Origin of the sequence: Methylobacterium phyllosphaerae, assembly GCF_001936175.1 — a bacterium.
Classification (GTDB): domain Bacteria; phylum Pseudomonadota; class Alphaproteobacteria; order Rhizobiales; family Beijerinckiaceae; genus Methylobacterium; species Methylobacterium fujisawaense.
In genome coordinates this window covers 1,839,359-1,855,161 of record NZ_CP015367.1, presented here as the reverse complement: position 1 = coordinate 1,855,161, position 15,803 = coordinate 1,839,359, and the positions used below count along the sequence as shown (strand labels likewise).

Annotated in this window: 9 protein-coding genes and 1 tRNA gene; 7 read left to right on the top strand and 3 right to left on the bottom strand. The window is 68.7% G+C overall.

All coding sequences use genetic code 11. The features are described from left to right. Positions 1–47: 47 nt before the first annotated feature. The 5 genes from MCBMB27_RS08130 to MCBMB27_RS08110 all read left to right on the top strand — a co-directional run bounded on the left by MCBMB27_RS08130 (position 48) and on the right by MCBMB27_RS08110 (position 4,133). Complete coding sequence (locus tag MCBMB27_RS08130) at positions 48–1,718, top strand: thiamine pyrophosphate-binding protein (protein ID WP_075380207.1); 1,671 nt, start codon at positions 48–50, stop codon at positions 1,716–1,718. A 61-nt stretch (positions 1,719–1,779) separates the two neighbouring features. After that, positions 1,780–3,357 (top strand): aldehyde dehydrogenase (NADP(+)), encoded by a 1,578-nt coding sequence (locus tag MCBMB27_RS08125; protein WP_075380206.1) that lies wholly within the window; start codon positions 1,780–1,782, stop codon positions 3,355–3,357. Positions 3,358–3,440: 83 nt separating this feature from the next. Further along, positions 3,441–3,515 (top strand) — tRNA-Gln (locus MCBMB27_RS08120). A 145-nt stretch (positions 3,516–3,660) separates the two neighbouring features. Beyond that, positions 3,661–3,873, top strand: a complete 213-nt coding sequence (locus tag MCBMB27_RS08115) for a hypothetical protein (RefSeq protein WP_236952935.1) — start codon at positions 3,661–3,663, stop codon at positions 3,871–3,873. A 2-nt stretch (positions 3,874–3,875) separates the two neighbouring features. After that, the gene (locus tag MCBMB27_RS08110) at positions 3,876–4,133 is read left to right on the top strand and encodes a hypothetical protein (protein ID WP_075380204.1); all 258 of its coding nucleotides are present in this window, start codon (positions 3,876–3,878) and stop codon (positions 4,131–4,133) included. 388 nt (positions 4,134–4,521) lie between these two features. Here MCBMB27_RS08110 and MCBMB27_RS08105 read toward each other — a convergent pair whose 3' ends face one another. Continuing rightward, complete coding sequence (locus MCBMB27_RS08105; protein WP_053608527.1) at positions 4,522–7,722, bottom strand: glycosyltransferase family protein; 3,201 nt, start codon at positions 7,720–7,722, stop codon at positions 4,522–4,524. A gap of 32 nt (positions 7,723–7,754) precedes the next feature. After that, complete coding sequence (locus tag MCBMB27_RS08100) at positions 7,755–8,750, bottom strand: glycosyltransferase family protein (RefSeq protein ID WP_053608526.1); 996 nt, start codon at positions 8,748–8,750, stop codon at positions 7,755–7,757. A 242-nt stretch (positions 8,751–8,992) separates the two neighbouring features. Here MCBMB27_RS08100 and MCBMB27_RS08095 point away from each other — a divergent pair, with 242 nt between their 5' ends. Then, complete coding sequence (locus MCBMB27_RS08095) at positions 8,993–10,615, top strand: class I SAM-dependent methyltransferase (protein ID WP_236952934.1); 1,623 nt, start codon at positions 8,993–8,995, stop codon at positions 10,613–10,615. Beyond that, positions 10,615–12,411, top strand: a complete 1,797-nt coding sequence (locus MCBMB27_RS08090; RefSeq protein ID WP_075380202.1) for a glycosyltransferase — start codon at positions 10,615–10,617, stop codon at positions 12,409–12,411. Before MCBMB27_RS08095 ends, MCBMB27_RS08090 begins: the two co-directional genes overlap by 1 nt. A 229-nt stretch (positions 12,412–12,640) precedes the next feature. Here the strand turns inward: MCBMB27_RS08090 and MCBMB27_RS08085 are convergent, their stop codons facing one another. Then, positions 12,641–15,802 carry an efflux RND transporter permease subunit gene (locus MCBMB27_RS08085; RefSeq protein WP_075380201.1) on the bottom strand — a complete coding sequence of 1,054 codons (3,162 nt, stop codon included), beginning with the start codon at positions 15,800–15,802 and terminating at the stop codon, positions 12,641–12,643. Between the last annotated feature and the right edge of the window lies 1 nt (position 15,803).

Here is a 15,803-nt window from a genome sequence, read left to right as displayed (position 1 = left end):
CCCGGCGGAACGCCCCGGATGCGGCCCGAGGGCCAGGGAGGAACGGCTTGAGCGGATTGCCCCCACGCACCGGCGCGCAGGTGCTCGTCGACCAGCTCCGCGCCCAGAGCGTCGAGCGCGTGACCTGCGTCCCCGGGGAGAGCTACCTCGCGGTGCTCGACGCCCTGCGCGACAGCGGCATCGACGTGCTGGTCTGCCGGCAGGAGGGCGGCGCGGCGATCATGGCCGAGGCCGCGGGCAAGCTCACCGGCCGCCCCGGCATCTGCTTCGTCACCCGGGGGCCGGGCGCCACCAACGCCTCCGCGGGCGTGCACATCGCCCGCCAGGATTCGACGCCGATGATCCTGTTCGTCGGCCAGATCGCCCGGCGGATGCGGGACCGCGAGGCCTTCCAGGAGGTCGATTACCGGCAGATGTTCGGCGGGCTCGCCAAATGGACGGTGGAGATCGACGACGCGGCGCGCATTCCGGAGATCCTCGCCCGGGCGTTCCGGGTGGCGATGCAGGGCCGTCCCGGTCCCGTCGTGGTGGCCCTGCCGGAAGACATGCTCGACGACGTCGTGGCGGTGTCCGACGCGCCGCGCGTCGTCCCGGCCGCCCCGGCCCCGTCCGGGGACGATGTGGAGCGTCTGCGGGCGATGCTGGCGGAGGCGCAGCGGCCGATGGTGCTGCTCGGCGGCTCCCGCTGGACGCAGGGCGTCGTCGCCACCCTGGCCGCCTGGGCCGCGCGCCACGACCTGCCGGTGGCGGTCTCGTTCCGGCGGGCGCAGCTCTTTCCCGCCGACCATCCGAACTTCGCGGGCGAGCTCGGGATCGGGCCGAACCCGGCGCTGCTGGCCCGGATCCGGGAGGCCGACCTGCTGCTGATGGTGGGCGGACGCCTGTCCGAGATGCCGGCGCAATCCTACGGCCTCCTCGGCATCCCCAATCCCGGGTTGCCCCTGGTCCACGTCCATGCCGACGCGGCGGAGCTCGGGCGGGTCTATCAGCCGGTGCTGGCGATCGAGGCGGCGCCCGACACCTTCTGCGCCGCCCTGCCGGATTTCACGCCGACCGGGAGAGGTCGCGCCGCCGAGGCCCATGCCGCCTACCGCGCGTGGTCCGAGACGCCGGAGCCGAAACCCGGCGCGTTCCAGTACGGGGAAGCGATCACGTGGCTGCGGGAGCGGCTGCCGCGGGACGCGGTGATCTGCAATGGCGCCGGCAATTTCGCCACCTGGGTCCACCGCTACTACCGGTTCCGCGCCTTCGGCACGCAGCTCGCGCCGACCTCGGGTTCCATGGGATACGGCCTGCCCGCCGCCGTGATGGCGAAGCGCAGCCGCCCGGAGCGGATCGTCGTGGCGCTCGCGGGCGACGGCGACGTGATGATGACCGTTCAGGAATTCGCCACCGCCGTGCAGTACGGGATCGCCGTCGTGGTGGTCGTGCTCGACAACGGCATGTACGGCACGATCCGGATGCACCAGGAACGCGAATATCCCGGCCGCGTCTCGGCGACCGAGCTGCGCAACCCCGACTTCGCGGCGCTCGCCCGCGCCTGCGGCGGCCATGGCGAGCGCGTGGAATGCACCGCGGACTTCGCGCCCGCCTTCGAGCGCAGCCTCGCCTCCGGCCTGCCGGTGATGATCCATTGCCGCGTCGATCCCGAGGCGCTCACCCCGACCATGACCCTCGCGGCCATCCGCGAGAAGGCCCTGGCGGCGCAGCGGGGCTGACCGCCCGTCACGCGTCCGTCCCGGTGCGGCCCGCCCGCACCCCTACGAAGAGGAGCAGCTCATGACCCTGCGCGGCGAGAACCTGATCGGCGCCGAGGCACGGCGCGGCACCGAGGCGGCCGTCCGGGCTGTCGCGGCGGCCACCGGCGAATCCCTGGAGCCGGATTTCCCCGGCGCGAGCCTCGGCGATCTCGACCGGGCCTGCGCCCTGGCGGAGGCCGCCTTCGACACCTACCGGGAGACCGATCCGGAGACGCGGGCCGGCTTCCTGGAGGCGATCGCCGCCAACATCCTGGAGACCGGCGACGCCCTCGTCACCCGCTGCATGGAAGAGACGGGGTTGCCCCGGCCGCGGATCGAGGGCGAGCGCGCCCGGACGGTGGGCCAGCTGCGCCTGTTCGCCGGCGTGGTCCGCGAGGGTAGTTCCGTCGCAGTGCGGATCGATCCGGCCCTGCCGGACCGCAAGCCGCTGCCCCGGCCGGACCTGCGCCTGCGCCGGATCGCCGTCGGCCCGGTGGCGGTGTTCGGCGCCTCGAACTTTCCGCTCGCCTTCTCGGTGGCGGGCGGCGACACCGCCTCGGCCCTGGCGGCGGGCTGCCCGGTGGTGGTCAAGGCGCACCCGGCCCATCCCGGCACCTCGGAACTGGTCGGCCGCGCCATCCAGAAGGCGGTGGCGTCCTGCGGCCTGCCCGAGGGGACCTTCTCGCTGCTGTTCGATGCCGGCCAGTCGATCGGGCAGGGGCTGGTGGCCGATCCCCGGATCGCCGCCGTGGGCTTCACGGGCTCCCGTCGGGGCGGCACGGCCCTGATGGCGATCGCGGCCGCACGCCCGGTGCCGATCCCGGTCTATGCCGAGATGAGCAGCATCAATCCGGTGCTGCTGTTCCCGGGCGCGCTGGCCGCGCGGGGCGCCGAGATCGGCCAAGCCTTCGCGGCGTCGCTGACGCTGGGTGCCGGACAGTTCTGCACCAATCCGGGCCTGATCCTGGCGCTGCCCGGCCCGGGCCTCGACGCCTTCCTGGAAGCGGCCGGCGCGGCCCTGCGCGACAGCCCCGCCGCGACCATGCTGACGCCCGGCATCCAGCGCGCCTACCGGGAGGCCGTCGCGCGGGTGGCCGGGCACGCCGCCGTCACCCGCATCGCCGAGGGTGCGGAGGGCGGGGGGACACAAGGCCGGGCCAGCCTGTTCGCCACGGACTCGGACGTGTTCCTGGCGGATCCCGCGCTGCAGGAGGAGATGTTCGGGGCCTCGGGCCTCGTGGTGCGCTGCGCGGATCTCGCGGCGATGCGGGCGGTGCTGGAGCATCTGGAAGGCCAGCTCACGGCGGCGCTGCACCTCGCGCCGGAGGATCACGCGGCGGCGCGGGACCTGCTGCCGCTCCTGGAGCGCCGCGTCGGCCGCATCCTGGTCAACGGCTTCGGGACCGGGGTCGAGGTGGCGCACGCGATGGTGCATGGCGGCCCCTATCCGGCGACCTCGGACGGGCGCACGACTTCGGTGGGCAGCCTCGCCATCGACCGGTTCCTGAGGCCGGTGAGCTACCAGGACGTTCCCGACGCGCTGTTGCCGCCAGCGCTTCAGGCCGCCAATCCGCTGGGCCTGCCCCGCCGGATCGACGGCGTCCCCGAGCGCCGGTAAGCCGCTGCGGGCGGGGGGCTAGACGGCCGCGATCCACCGCTTGCCAGGGGCGGGCGCGGCGTCTAGACAGCCTCCGCTCACCTTGGGGCGTCGCCAAGTGGTAAGGCAGCGGTTTTTGGTACCGCCATTCCCAGGTTCGAATCCTGGCGCCCCAGCCAATTTTTCCAAGCAAAACAGCACCTTCGGGACCGGGACATAACCGCCCCCCCGAAACAGAAGGTGTTTTTCCGGCGCACAAGGGTCGGCACAAACCCGAATGGCAGAGCGATTCCCGGCGCCGGTGACCTGTGCCGTAAGTCCGAGGTGACGGACGAGGAGATCAAGCAGGCTACCGAAGCCGACCTTAAGGACGAGACCGCGAAGCCGTTCGCCTTCAAGTCGGGTCACACCGTCGATATGGCCAAGGCAATCGAGACTCACCCGCAGGCAAAGACACTGCTCGCGGACAAGGCAACCATCCCCGGCTTGCGCCGCACGATGGTGATGACCGCCCTGATCAGGGGCTTCCCGGACTAGGGATGATTCACAACGACGGCGGCCCGATCAGGGAGGCGGTCGATGCGCTCCGGGCCGCCGGCGCGGTCCTCGCGCCGATCGGCGAGGAACTGGAACGCCGGCAGATTGGCGACCTCACCTTGTCGGATTCGGAGTTGTGGCGCTCCGCCGCCAGCCGCGGACGGGTCGAGGACAGCACTTCGCTACAGCCAGGCCCATCCAGAAGGCCCCTGCACCTCGAGGCGCCAGGCCACGTCAGAACATCCACCCGCACGTTCTAACAGTCTGGGGACTGACCTGATCGGCTTTTGCGTCGCGTGGCTGCGTTCGACCCAACGCGGCCGTTCACGCGCGGACCCCGGAAGCGGACGTATGGTCCGCCGCGACACTGGCAGTGTTGCGCCCGATCCAGCCAATCAGGCCGCTTTGGCATCTTCTCCAGAACAGACAATCAAGCTGTCCAGCGCCACGACAGGCCCTGGGCCGCCGAGATCTATCCGGACGTGTGTCGTTCACACGTAGGGCAGATGATCTTGCACAAGGCCCGTCAGTATGGCTCGATCGGACAGTCAGGGCCGTCCAGTCGTGTCAGCGCGACCTCGCAGAAATGGTAGGCTTTAAACGGACCTGCTTTCGAAAACGACGCGTTGTGTCGCGTCGCGGCCCTCATCACGAGGGAGCAGCGATCCGAGTTTGGAACAAGGTCGCGAGTATCCGTAGATTCCTGCTGTGCGGCTCAGCGAGCAGAACCGTGCAAGTACTTGGATCGATGTTGGGAATAGACGCGACGATGCGCACGGTCCGCTTATCGATCCTGAGAACCGGCGCGCGCCATGCTTCGCCGGCTGATGTCCGAAGGACGGCGAATAATTCCTTCGGAAGTCTGGGAGACGCGTCCGAAAACTCCACCTCCGCAGCCCAGAGCTGACCGGGCGAAATCGTCGTCGCATCCATATCTTCCGGTAGGCTGTGGCGCAGCGTGATGTTCTGCGGCGGCCCATTGAGGAGCTTGCGGGGTTCAGGAACAAAGCGCGCCAGAGCCTCTGTGTCGGGCGCGATGAATACCGATGCGATGTCATCCAAGACCCGCAATTGATGATCGGCGACTTGGATAAGGGCGAGCGCGTAGTGCCCGAATGCCATTCCCGCCACCTCGATCTGTCCGGTGAAACCGGATGTCGCGGCGGCCGGTTCTCCGTACCATTTGGCGACGTCCGGCCGGAGATCGCTCTGCAGGGTGACCCACGATGTTCCGCATCTTCCAGTCAGCCGCAGGTAGAGCGCCTTGGGCGCGGGTCCGGAGATGTGCAACCATCCGCGCAGGAAAATGGACCCTTGCGCCACCGGCGAGAGATCCAGACTTCTGTTCAGGCGATCGTCGGCGCGCATCACGTCGAGGCTCCAGCCGCATTCGCTGCGTCTGATCGGCCTGAGAGGCAGACGGCGGAACGCATCGGGCAGGTCCGGCATCGGCCGAACGTGCGTGCTCGCGACGGCAGCGAGCGGCGTGGCCGCGGGGTGGGCCTCCTCGTCCCACTGGATCGCGGCGCTGGTCCACGACGGCGCGTTCGTTCGGAAGCCGAGGCTCTCAAGCCGCAGGTCGAACCCGTTCCGCAAGTGGCTGGGAATCCTGTTGTGGCGAACGGGCCGTGCCGCGATCAGGCGATCATAGAGCGCGCGGACCGTTTCGAGATGGTCGTCCACGGAGGGGAAGGACTTCTGTGCGATGGCTGCCTGCATCCGGGCCAAGCGGGCACGATCGTAGTGGAGCCCGATGAGGCGGTTGCGGACGGAGCCGGGATCGTCTGGCGACACCTTGTACCCGTCGACGCCATCCTGAACGCGCTCGGCCAAGGCACCGATATCGGTGACGATCGGGACGAGGCCGGCCTGCCACGCCTCGGTCAGCGCGATCACGAACGTTTCCGGCCACGTCGAGAGATGCAACGAGACATCGCACCCGGCCATCAGACCTCCGATGGCATGCTGCTCGTAGGAACCCGTGACGCTGACCTGATCCGGCCGGAAGGTCGCGATCAAATCGCGGTACTGGTCCTCGATCCTGCCGATCACCTTGAAGTGGATCGGATAAGCCTCACAACTCCGGATCAGGTTGATCGCCTGCAGGCCGCCTTTGTGGGCCGCGAAATTGCCCAGGATCGCTACGGTCAGCCGATCGGTGTCGCGCTTTCGCTTCAGACCGGACCCCACGCTTGGGACTGGGGCACTCGGTGCCACCATTGCGATCTCGCAGAGCCGCTCCGCGGGGAGGCCGGGGAAGAAGCGCTGGAGGTAGCGCGCCGTCTCAGGGGTACTCGTGACGAAGGCATCGATTGCCTCGGTCACCAAGGTCATCATGCCGTCGCGCCGGGCCTTTGAGCCGGGCGGGTAGTTGTTTGCCGCCACCAGGCAGGCGTCGCACTGATCCGCGCCACGGTTGACCACGTCGCAGAAGCGGCCAGCATGATCGAGAAGCAGCCAGCGCTCGCAGATCAGGAAATGATCGTGCAGGTGGTAGACGGTGGGAACGCCGCAGGCCCGCGCGATGAGAGGCAGCGACAGCGGGACATGCATCAGGTGATGGATGTGGACGAGGTCGATCTGATGCTCGAACAGGATTCGCTGGAACAATCCCTCGACGAACGGATCCGTCGAGAGCGGTGGCGTGACGGCGCCGCAGGCGTACGATTCCGCGATCCCGGGGCCTTCGAGCCGCAGCGACCAGCATCCATCGTCGACCACGGGAAACAGGAACAGGATCCGATAGGGCTCCCCGAGTTCGGTCAGCAGTTCCTGGTAGACTTCGACACCGCCGCCGGGGCGATATCCCATTCGGTTGTGGGTGAGCATCAGGACCGTGCGGACGGGCGTCGTCCCGTGGAGGGGCCGTAGCGTCTGCGTCCGCCGGTCTTCCACTACGGCATCCAGGATGGTCGCGACACGGTGATCATAAAGGTGCTCGGCCTGGGTCCGCGCCTGAGCGGCACGCGCGCGTTCGATGCGGCGCTCAGGCGAAGTCAGGGCCGCCTCAATCGCCTCGATGGCCGCAGCTTCGTCGCTGCAGAGTGCAATCTCAGAGCCGGGCGCATAATATTCGGCTGTCTCCGGTTCGGGCGAAACCACGACCTGATAGCCGCCAGCGAGGGCTGTCTCGAATAGCCGCGGCGGCGGCGTTGAGCCGGTCGCCTGATCGGCGCGCGCGGATGAGAAGCTTCGCGGCAGGGTCAGCACGACCCGGCTGCGGTTGGCCAGCAGAGCGAAGTCGCGATTCCCGCACCGCCAGTCGGTGACGAGGGTCTCATCCTCGAGTGCGGGCTGTCCGATGTGCTCGTTCCACGGCAGGGCCAGTTTGAATTTCACGTCCCGCGGCAGTCTCGCCGAGAGTGCGTTCAGCGTTGCGACCCGGTTCGGCCACGCCGTTCCGATGAAAAGGAGGTCGTAGCGGTAGCGCGTGTCGTCATCGAGCACTGCCAGATCGTGAAAGATCGACGAGGCGGCCAGCGGGAGGTGTCGTGCGCGCCCGCCATAGGCCGGGACGCTGGCCCGGTCATTGGTGAAGACAAGATCGAAAGTCTTCGCGCCGCGCACGTTCGCCTCAAGCTCGTACGGGTCTTCTGTGGTCCAGAGCACGCTGGTTCGGGCGAGGCCTGCGAGCCGGCCGACGATGTGCGCATGCGCTCGGGCGCCCCCAAAAGCGACCAGCGTGTCGAACCCCTGCTCGGCGAAGGTGATCAAAGCGTCCGCATGTCCGGCGACATGGACGCGTCTAACGGCAGGATGACGGCGGAGCGCGTCTGCGATGGCAAGCACGAGATAGCGATTATGCGTCCGCGGCTCAGTATCGAGCAACAGGATCGACAGGTCGGACATGTTCAGGTTCGTCTGTGTACGCGGCGACGGGCTCAGGCCGGAACCGTCAGGCGGCTGAGATCGAGCAGACGCGCCGCGCGATGCCGGTATGTGTGCTCGCGGAGCGCGCGCGCCTGCGCCCGACGCGCAATCGCCTCAATCGCCTCGGGCTCATCGAGCGACCGCTCGACGGCACGCGCGATGTCGCCTGCGCCATCAACCAGCAGAATCTCCGTGTCCGGCTCAAAATGCTCGCAGATCTCCAGGCCCGTGACGAAGAAGGCCTGCGTGGAGCCCGACAGGGCGACTTCGAAGGTCCGCGGTCCCGGCGTCGCCTGCGGGAGCGACAATCGGCGATTGGCCACGTCGAGGTCTCGGCCGATGTTGAGCGTCAGCCGGGCCGCGGCGGCATAGTCCGCCATCTGCGCGGGTGTCAGTCGGCGATTCACCGCGCAACGGAGTGTGTCCGGCCATCCGGCACCCAGGATCTCGACGACGTGGCGGGATAGGAAGTCGTCGATCCGACGCATCAGGGCGATGCGGTTCGGATAGGCGACGCCGCAGAAGAACATGACCGTCTCCCGCTCTGCCACCGGGCAAATGGGCCTGAAATGGCGGTTGGGGGCTGCGGCCAGAGGGAGGTGATGGATGTCGGGGTGCCGATAGTGCTGTGCCGCCCAGGAATCGTTGCTCACGACGATGTCGGCGTAGAGGTCGGCCTTGAAGGCATAGTCGAATTCGTACGGGTCGTCCGTCAGCCAGAATATGAGGACCGCACCGACAGCATCCGCGGCCCTGCGAAGTTCACGCAGGTCCGACAGATCAGGCACGAGACTTCCGACCGCCACCACCACATCCGGGCGGGACGCTCTGATCACGGATACCGCCAGTTCCAGTGGCGATTGGACGACTCGCTCGACGCCGAGGAGTTCGGCAAAGCCCTCCGCGAGGTCGCTTCGGATTCCAGGATTTCTGTTGAGCGTATCAGGGAAGGTGCTCGTCACCAGCACGTGCGGGCCGGCCAACGAGATGGCGCTGACGAAATTCATCCCTATTGACCTCGACGGGACAGGCCGGTTTTGCTTGTAGCTTAACGCTTATTATAAGTAGACACGAAACCGTCACATGTCCATTTCGGACTTAGATTCCACTCAACCAAAGTGCGGCAGGGAAAATTTGGAACAATTGGTATTGGCATTCAGGAAACATGCGGCGGGATAATTTGGCAATATGCCCATCTGTTCTGCCGGACGAGCGGGGCGCGGACATGATGCGCCCATTCTCCTCGTGGTTGACCGGCAGCCTGCTGGTGCTGGGCTCGAAGCCGCACGCCTATGCCAGAGCAGGCTGTGCGCCTGGCGTGTCCGTGCTCACCACAGCGGACGGAAACGACCTATCGGCCTCGGTACGTTTCGACGCGGTCTTGCTGCTCGATTTCCTGCCACATCACGCTGTCGGCGCAGGGCGCAGGCTCGAGGCGTCCATCACATGGGCCCGCGCGCGGCTGCGGCCGGGGGGGCGATTGATTCTGGCGATCGACAATGCCCTGTCGCTGAACGGGTTCGCTCATGGCGCCGAGGCGCCTGGACGGGGCGGCTTTCCGAGTCTCGAGGGATCGTCCGGGCCGAACGGTCTCCGATTGCCGACGCGGGTTGGTCTTCGACGGTCGCTCCAGACCTGTGGCCTGATCCATCAGGCGTGGTGGTTTCCGTTTCCGGACCGGGCGCAGCCCGTGAGCCTCGTCGCCGAGCGGGGTCTGGCTCGGCAGGGCGGCTTCGATCCCGGAGCGCTCGCCATCGGTGCGGCCGGGCCGGAGCCCGGTTCCGGCGACGAGGCGCTGTTTTCGCTCCGGCGCGCCTGGAGACAGGTGGTCGATGAGGGGCTTGCCGCCGACCTCGCGCCCGCCTTTCTGGTCGCTGCCTCAGAGGAACCGCTGCCGCAGGATGATCGTCTAGCGATCCATATCGGACTGCGCCGGCGTCCGGAATTCGAGCGGCTGGTGACCTTCGTGGCAGCGGGGTCGCAGATCCACGTGCGCCGGACGCGTCGGTATCCCGACCTTCCCCCGCACGTCGACGGGGTGGCGAACCTCCTGCCGTCGGAAGCCTACATGCCGGGGCCGCTCTGGTCGTCAGCGCTCGACACGCAACTGGCACGGGACGGTTGGTGCCTGGACGCAGTGGCTGCCTGGGCCGGGACCTGGCTCGAGGCCGTGTCGCGCAGCTTCGTGGCCGGCGCAGCGCTGAAGCCCGAGACGATCCTGCCGGGATCAGCCCTCGACGCGATCCCGAAAAATCTTGTTGCGGGGCCCATCAACACCTTCATCGACCTGGAATGGGATCTCGGCGCCCCTCTGGATCAGGGGCACCTCGCCGTGCGCGGCCTCGTCAACGCTCTGATCGACGTGCCGGACTGGGGGCGATCCGGATCGTCCGGACTGACGCTGCTGGACGCCCTTCAGGCCTTGCTGCCGCGGCTCGGGCTCGCCCTGGATGACGCGCAGCTTGCCGACCGTCTCGCCCGGGAGAGCCGCTTTCAGTCGATCGTCAGCGGCCATGCGACGGAGCGCGGCCTCGGCTGGGCCGCTGCGACGCGCCTTCCCGCCGGCGGCTCGGCGGAGGCCCGCGCAGTCCAGGCGGGTTCGCCCAGGGCGATCGATGACGCCGCCGCGGAGATCGCGCGCTTGCGTCAGGAGAACGATGCCTTGCGCACAGCGCGTGCGCTCGACGCCGCAGCGCACGAGGCGGCCGGACTGGAGAGCGCCCGCCGCACCGACCGCGTGATCGCCTACGCGGCCGAGCTTCATCGCGCGCGCGACCAGCTTGAGGCGACGCTTGCCGCTCGTCTCGCGCCATCCGGCCGCGTCGGCCGCCTGCCATTACGCCTCCGGCGCCTGCTTGGAAGAACGACCTGATGCGGCTGCTCGTGGCCTGCGATCACCTTGCGCTGACCGGCGGCCTTTTGCGCTTCGAGCGGGTCGGGCGCGTCCTTGTCCGCCGCGGGCACGACCTGGCGTTCCTGGCCCTGGGCTCAGGCGAGGACGGCTTCGAGACACAGCTCCGTGTCCTGCACCTCGAGGACGCGGCCCGTGAACATTGGGACGCCGTCATGGTGCCGGGAGGCGGCTTTCCGGATGCCACGATCGCGCGCTTCGCGGATCTGAGGGCCCCTCATTTCGGCGTGCGCGTGCAACATCTCCTCAACGGCCCGGTGCGGCGGGATGCCTACGCGCGCGTCACGCGGACCTTCGCGCCGGATCTCATCGTGGCGAACAACGACCACTGGGGTGATGCGGATCTCGACGCCTTGGGGCATCCGTGGCGCCGTCTCATCGGTGCGGTCGATGCGGGCCTGTTCGCGCCGCCTGTCCTGAGACCTGCGCGAGGTGTCCGCCACAGGCTCGGAGGCATCGCCAACAAGCGCCCCGCGGCCCAGCTCGCCGCCCTCGACAGGCTCGGCGATGCATGGGCATTGCATTGGTTCGGACGGCCGGACTGGGGGCTCGTGGGCGCGCGTGCCGATCTGGTCGCCTCGGGCCGCCTCAACGTGCACGGGCCGCTGCGCGAGGCCGACCTGCCGGCGTGGTACCACGGGCTCGACGCCTTCTGCAGTGCCGAAGCGCATGCCGGCTGGTGCAACCCGGCCGCGGAAGCCATGGCCTGCGGCACGCCGCTCGTCACGACCGTGCACGGCACGCTGGCCTTCGCCGAGGACGCCGTGACCGCCCAAGTGGTTCCGGACGGTTCCGACGAGGCACTCGGGGCGGCCATCGCGGAGGCGGCGGACCGGATCGTCGCCGATCCGGCTGGGGCAGCGGTCCGCGCGGAGGCGGGTCGCGCGCGCATCCGGGCGCTGGACTGGGACACCTACGCCGATGGACTCCTTCGCGCCATCGCAGACGCCGTGTCCTCGCGCGCGCAGCGGGCCGCCGCAGCCCGGCCGCCCGAGACGCCCACCCGCGAGACCGTGCAGCGCCTCTCAGACCTTGCGACCGCCGAAGGCCCGTTGCCGGATGATTTCGATGCGCTGGGCTACATCCAACTGCATCCGGACCTCGCGGCGCTGTTCGAGCATCCCTGGCAGGGGCGCTTGCACTACCTAGAGCACGGCCGGCGAGAAGGGCGGATCTACCCATCGAACCTCACGCGGGCACAGCAGAAAGCCGCTCAGGCCTCGCGGATCGCGCTCGCCGTGGACGGACTGGACGGCTCCGGCAAGTCAAGCATCGCGCGGCACGTCGCCGAGGCTATCGGCGCGACCGTGCTGCACCCGTTCGGCGGTCAGGTCGGCGCCATCATGGTCCACCTCGCCCGGACCGGTCAGCACGCCCTCGCCGACGACGTGGCTCATGCCGCGGTTGCGACGGCGATTGCCAACGCACCGCCGGGGCCCGTCGTCTTCGATCGGCACTGGTTCACGGCCTCGCAGCTCTTGTCGCCCGCCTTCCGTCCCGGCTGGGACCCGCGCCCGTTCACCGTCATGTGCTGGGCCGATCGACCCACCACCATCGCCCGGATGGTCGCGCGCGGCACTCCCAACCCGTCCCAGCACATGACCGAGGCCCGAATCGTCGGCTACCGGGCGCTCGCGGACGAGTTGAACGTGCCGCTGCTCGACACCTCACGCATCACGCCCGAGGAGGGAGCGGCGCAGGTGCTGGCAATGCTGGCAAGGTCCTCACCGCATGCCCCGGCCATCAGAAACCGGTAACATCTTGTCCGCTGTTCTGGCCGACCTCCCCTGCAGTGAGCGGTCGGTTTTCGGCCAGACTAGGCCATGCCGGATCGCCGGTGCGCGCAAGACCTGTCGTTCGGCTTGCGCCCATACCGGACACTCTAGTCGTCCAAATCACAGCCCCGGAGCAGACGTCACGATGGGTGGAGGTCACGGTGCCGGACCGCACCTCATTGAGTGGGGACCCGATCCCGATTGATCGCCCTCAGGGCACGGGGATGCCGCGCCGCCCGGGTGCGACCGGCCGGGCGGGATCGACCTGCCGTCGGCCGGCTGCCCGAGATCCGAATGCCCGCCCGATCAGGACGTAGAAGAGCGGCGTGACGAAGACCGCCAGCACGGTCGCCGTGACCATGCCGCCGAGCACGCCCGTCCCGATAGCCCGCTGGCTGTTCATGCTGGCCCCGGTCGCGACGGCGAGCGGCACGACGCCGAGAATGAAGGCAAACGAGGTCATCACGATGGGGCGGAAGCGCAGCTGGCACGCCTCCAGCGCCGCCTCCTTCACCGATACGCCTTTCGCCACGAGATCCTTGGCCACCTCGATGATGAGGATCGCGTTCTTCGCGGTCAGGCCGATCACCGTGATCAGGCCGACCTTGAAGTAGACGTCGTTCGGCATGTCGCGCATGAGCATCGCGAAGACCGCACCGACCACGCCGGTCGGTACCACGAGCAGCACGGCGAGGGGGATCGACCAGCTCTCGTAGAACGCAGCGAGGCAGAGGAAGACGCAGACCAGGGCCAGCGCGAGCAGGTAGATGGCCTGGGACCCCGATAGCTTCTCCTGCAGCGACTGCCCGGTCCAGGCGAAGTCGAACCCCGGCGGGAGTTGCCCGGCGAGGCGTTCCATCTCGGCCATCGCGTCGCCACTGGCGTAGCCCGGCGCGGCACTGCCGGAGATCTTGATGCTCGGGTAGCCGTTGAAGCCCACGACCTGCGACGGTCCCATCGTCCACTCCACCCGGGCGAAGGATTGCAGCGGCACCATCTGCCCCTTGGCGTTGCGGACGTTCAGGTCGAGCAGGTCCTCCGCCTTCATGCGCCGGGACGCCTCGGCCTGGACGATGACCCGCTGCATGCGCGCCTGGTTCGGGAAGTCGTTGACGTAGGCCGAGCCGAGGCTCGTCGAGAGCGCGTCGTTGATGTCGGCGAAGGTCACGCCGAGCGCGTTGGCCTTCTGCCGGTCGAGGATGAGCTCGATCTGCGGTGCGGTCGGCAGGCCCTCGACATAGACGCCCTGCAGGATCGGGCTCCGGCTCGCCGCCTTCAGCAACTGGTCGCGCGCGGCCGCCAGCGCCGCATGGCCCTGCTGGCCCTTGTCCTGGAGGCGGAAGGCGAAGCCGCTGGAATTGCCCAGCGAGTCGATGGCGGGCGGCGACAGCGACATGGCGATGGCGTCGGGCAGGCCGCCGAGGGCGGCGTTGGCGCGGGCCGTGATGGCGTCGGCGCCGTCGTCCGGCCCGCGCTCGCCCCAGGGCTTCAGTCCGACGAAGTTGAGGGCCGCGTTCTGTCCCTGGCCCGAGAAGCCGAATCCGAGAAGCAGCGTCTGGCTGTCGATGCCGGGCTCTTTGGCGAAGTGCTCCTCGATCCGCTTGGCCACGTCGAGGGTGCGGCCGGTGGCCGATTCCGGCGGCGTCTGCGCGTCGACGATGACGTAGCCCTGGTCCTCGATGGGCAGGAAGCTTCCCGGCATGCGCAGGTAGCCCCAACCGAGGGCGGCGACGAGGAGGGCGTAGACGAGCAGCGCCCGCACGGGCCGGCGCAGCACGCTAGCCACACCCGACCGATAGGCTTCCGTGCCGGAGCGGAAGCGGCGGTCGAACCAGCCGAAGAAGCCGCGCTTGTCGTGGCCGTGACCCTTCTCGACGGGCTTCAGCAGCGTGGCGCAGAGGGCGGGTGTCAGGGACAGGGCCAGGAAGGCCGAGAAGGCGATGGAGGTCGCCATGCTCACGGCGAACTGCCGGTAGATGACCCCGACCGAGCCCGGGAAGAAGGCGAGCGGCACGAAGACGGCGATCAGAACCGCGGTGATGCCGACGATGGCGCCGGTGATCTGACCCATGGCTTTCCGGGTCGCCTCCCGCGGCGGCAGTCCCTCCTCGGCCATGATGCGCTCGACGTTCTCGACCACGACGATGGCGTCGTCGACGAGGATGCCGATGGCCAGCACCATGCCGAACATGGTCAGCACGTTGATCGAGAAACCGGCGACGAGCAGCACGCCGCAGGTGCCGAGCAACGCCACCGGCACGACGATGGTCGGGATGAGCGTGTAGCGGACGTTCTGCAGGAACAGGAACATCACGGCGAAGACGAGCGCCATCGCCTCGGCGAGCGTCACCAGCACCTTCCTGATCGACGCCTCGACAAACGGCGTGGTGTCGTAGGGCACCGTCACCCGCACGTTTACCGGAAGGGTCCGCTGCAGCTGGGCGAGCTTTGCCCGCACGCCGTTGGCGGCGGCGAGCGCGTTGGCGCCCGGGGCGAGCTGAATGCCGATGCCGGCGGCGGGTCGCCCGTCGAGGCGGGTCTGCATCGCGTAGGACTGGCCGCCGAGTTCGACCTCGGCCACGTCGCGCAGGCGCACGAGCGAGCCGTCGGGGTTGGCGCGCAGCACGATCTCCCCGAACTCGGCGGGCGTGGTGAGTTGCCCCTTCACCAGCACGTTGGCGGCGATGCGCTGGTCCGGCGTCGCCGGCTGCGCGCCAACGATGCCGGAGGCGACCTGCGCGTTCTGCGCGCCGACGGCGGCCGTCACGTCACTTGGCGTCATCCCGAACCCGACAAGCTTGACCGGGTCGATCCAGATCCGCAGCGCCTTCTCGGAGGAGAACAGGGTGGCGCGGCCGACGCCCGGCACCCGCCGCAACTCGCCGAGCAGGCGGCGGGCGGCGATGTCGCCGAGGTCGGTCTCGCTGAGGGAACCGTCCTTGGAGGAGACGGTGACGAACTGGAGGAAGCTGGTGCTGGCCTCCTCGACGGTGACGCCCTGCTGGGTCACCGCCCGGGGCAGGCGCGCCTCGATACGCTTGATCCGGTTCTGCACCGCCACGGTGGCCTTCGACGGGTCCGAGCCCGGCGCGAAGGAGGCCGTGATCTGCGCCATGCCGGAGGTGTCGCTGGTGCTCTCGAAATACATCAGCCCCGGGATGCCGTTGAGCTCCTCCTCGATGATGCGGGTGACGCCGTCGTAGAGCCGCTCGGGCGGGGCGCCCGGGTAGGTCGCGGTCACCTGGATCGTGACCGGGGCCACGTCCGGGTATTGCGAGACCGGCAGGGCGGCGATGGAGATCGCGCCCACCAGCATGATGAAGATGGAGATCGCCCAGGCGAAGATCGGGCGCGCGATGAAGAAGCGGCTCATG

Coding starts and splice junctions, on each gene's coding strand:
- MCBMB27_RS08100 (WP_053608526.1), bottom strand. CDS start 8,750: ATGAATTTCGTCAGCGCCATCTCGTTGGCCGGCCCGCACGTGCTGGTG.
- MCBMB27_RS08090 (WP_075380202.1), top strand. CDS start 10,615: ATGCGGCTGCTCGTGGCCTGCGATCACCTTGCGCTGACCGGCGGCCTT.
- MCBMB27_RS08125 (WP_075380206.1), top strand. CDS start 1,780: ATGACCCTGCGCGGCGAGAACCTGATCGGCGCCGAGGCACGGCGCGGC.
- MCBMB27_RS08085 (WP_075380201.1), bottom strand. CDS start 15,802: ATGAGCCGCTTCTTCATCGCGCGCCCGATCTTCGCCTGGGCGATCTCC.
- MCBMB27_RS08105 (WP_053608527.1), bottom strand. CDS start 7,722: ATGTCCGACCTGTCGATCCTGTTGCTCGATACTGAGCCGCGGACGCAT.
- MCBMB27_RS08110 (WP_075380204.1), top strand. CDS start 3,876: ATGATTCACAACGACGGCGGCCCGATCAGGGAGGCGGTCGATGCGCTC.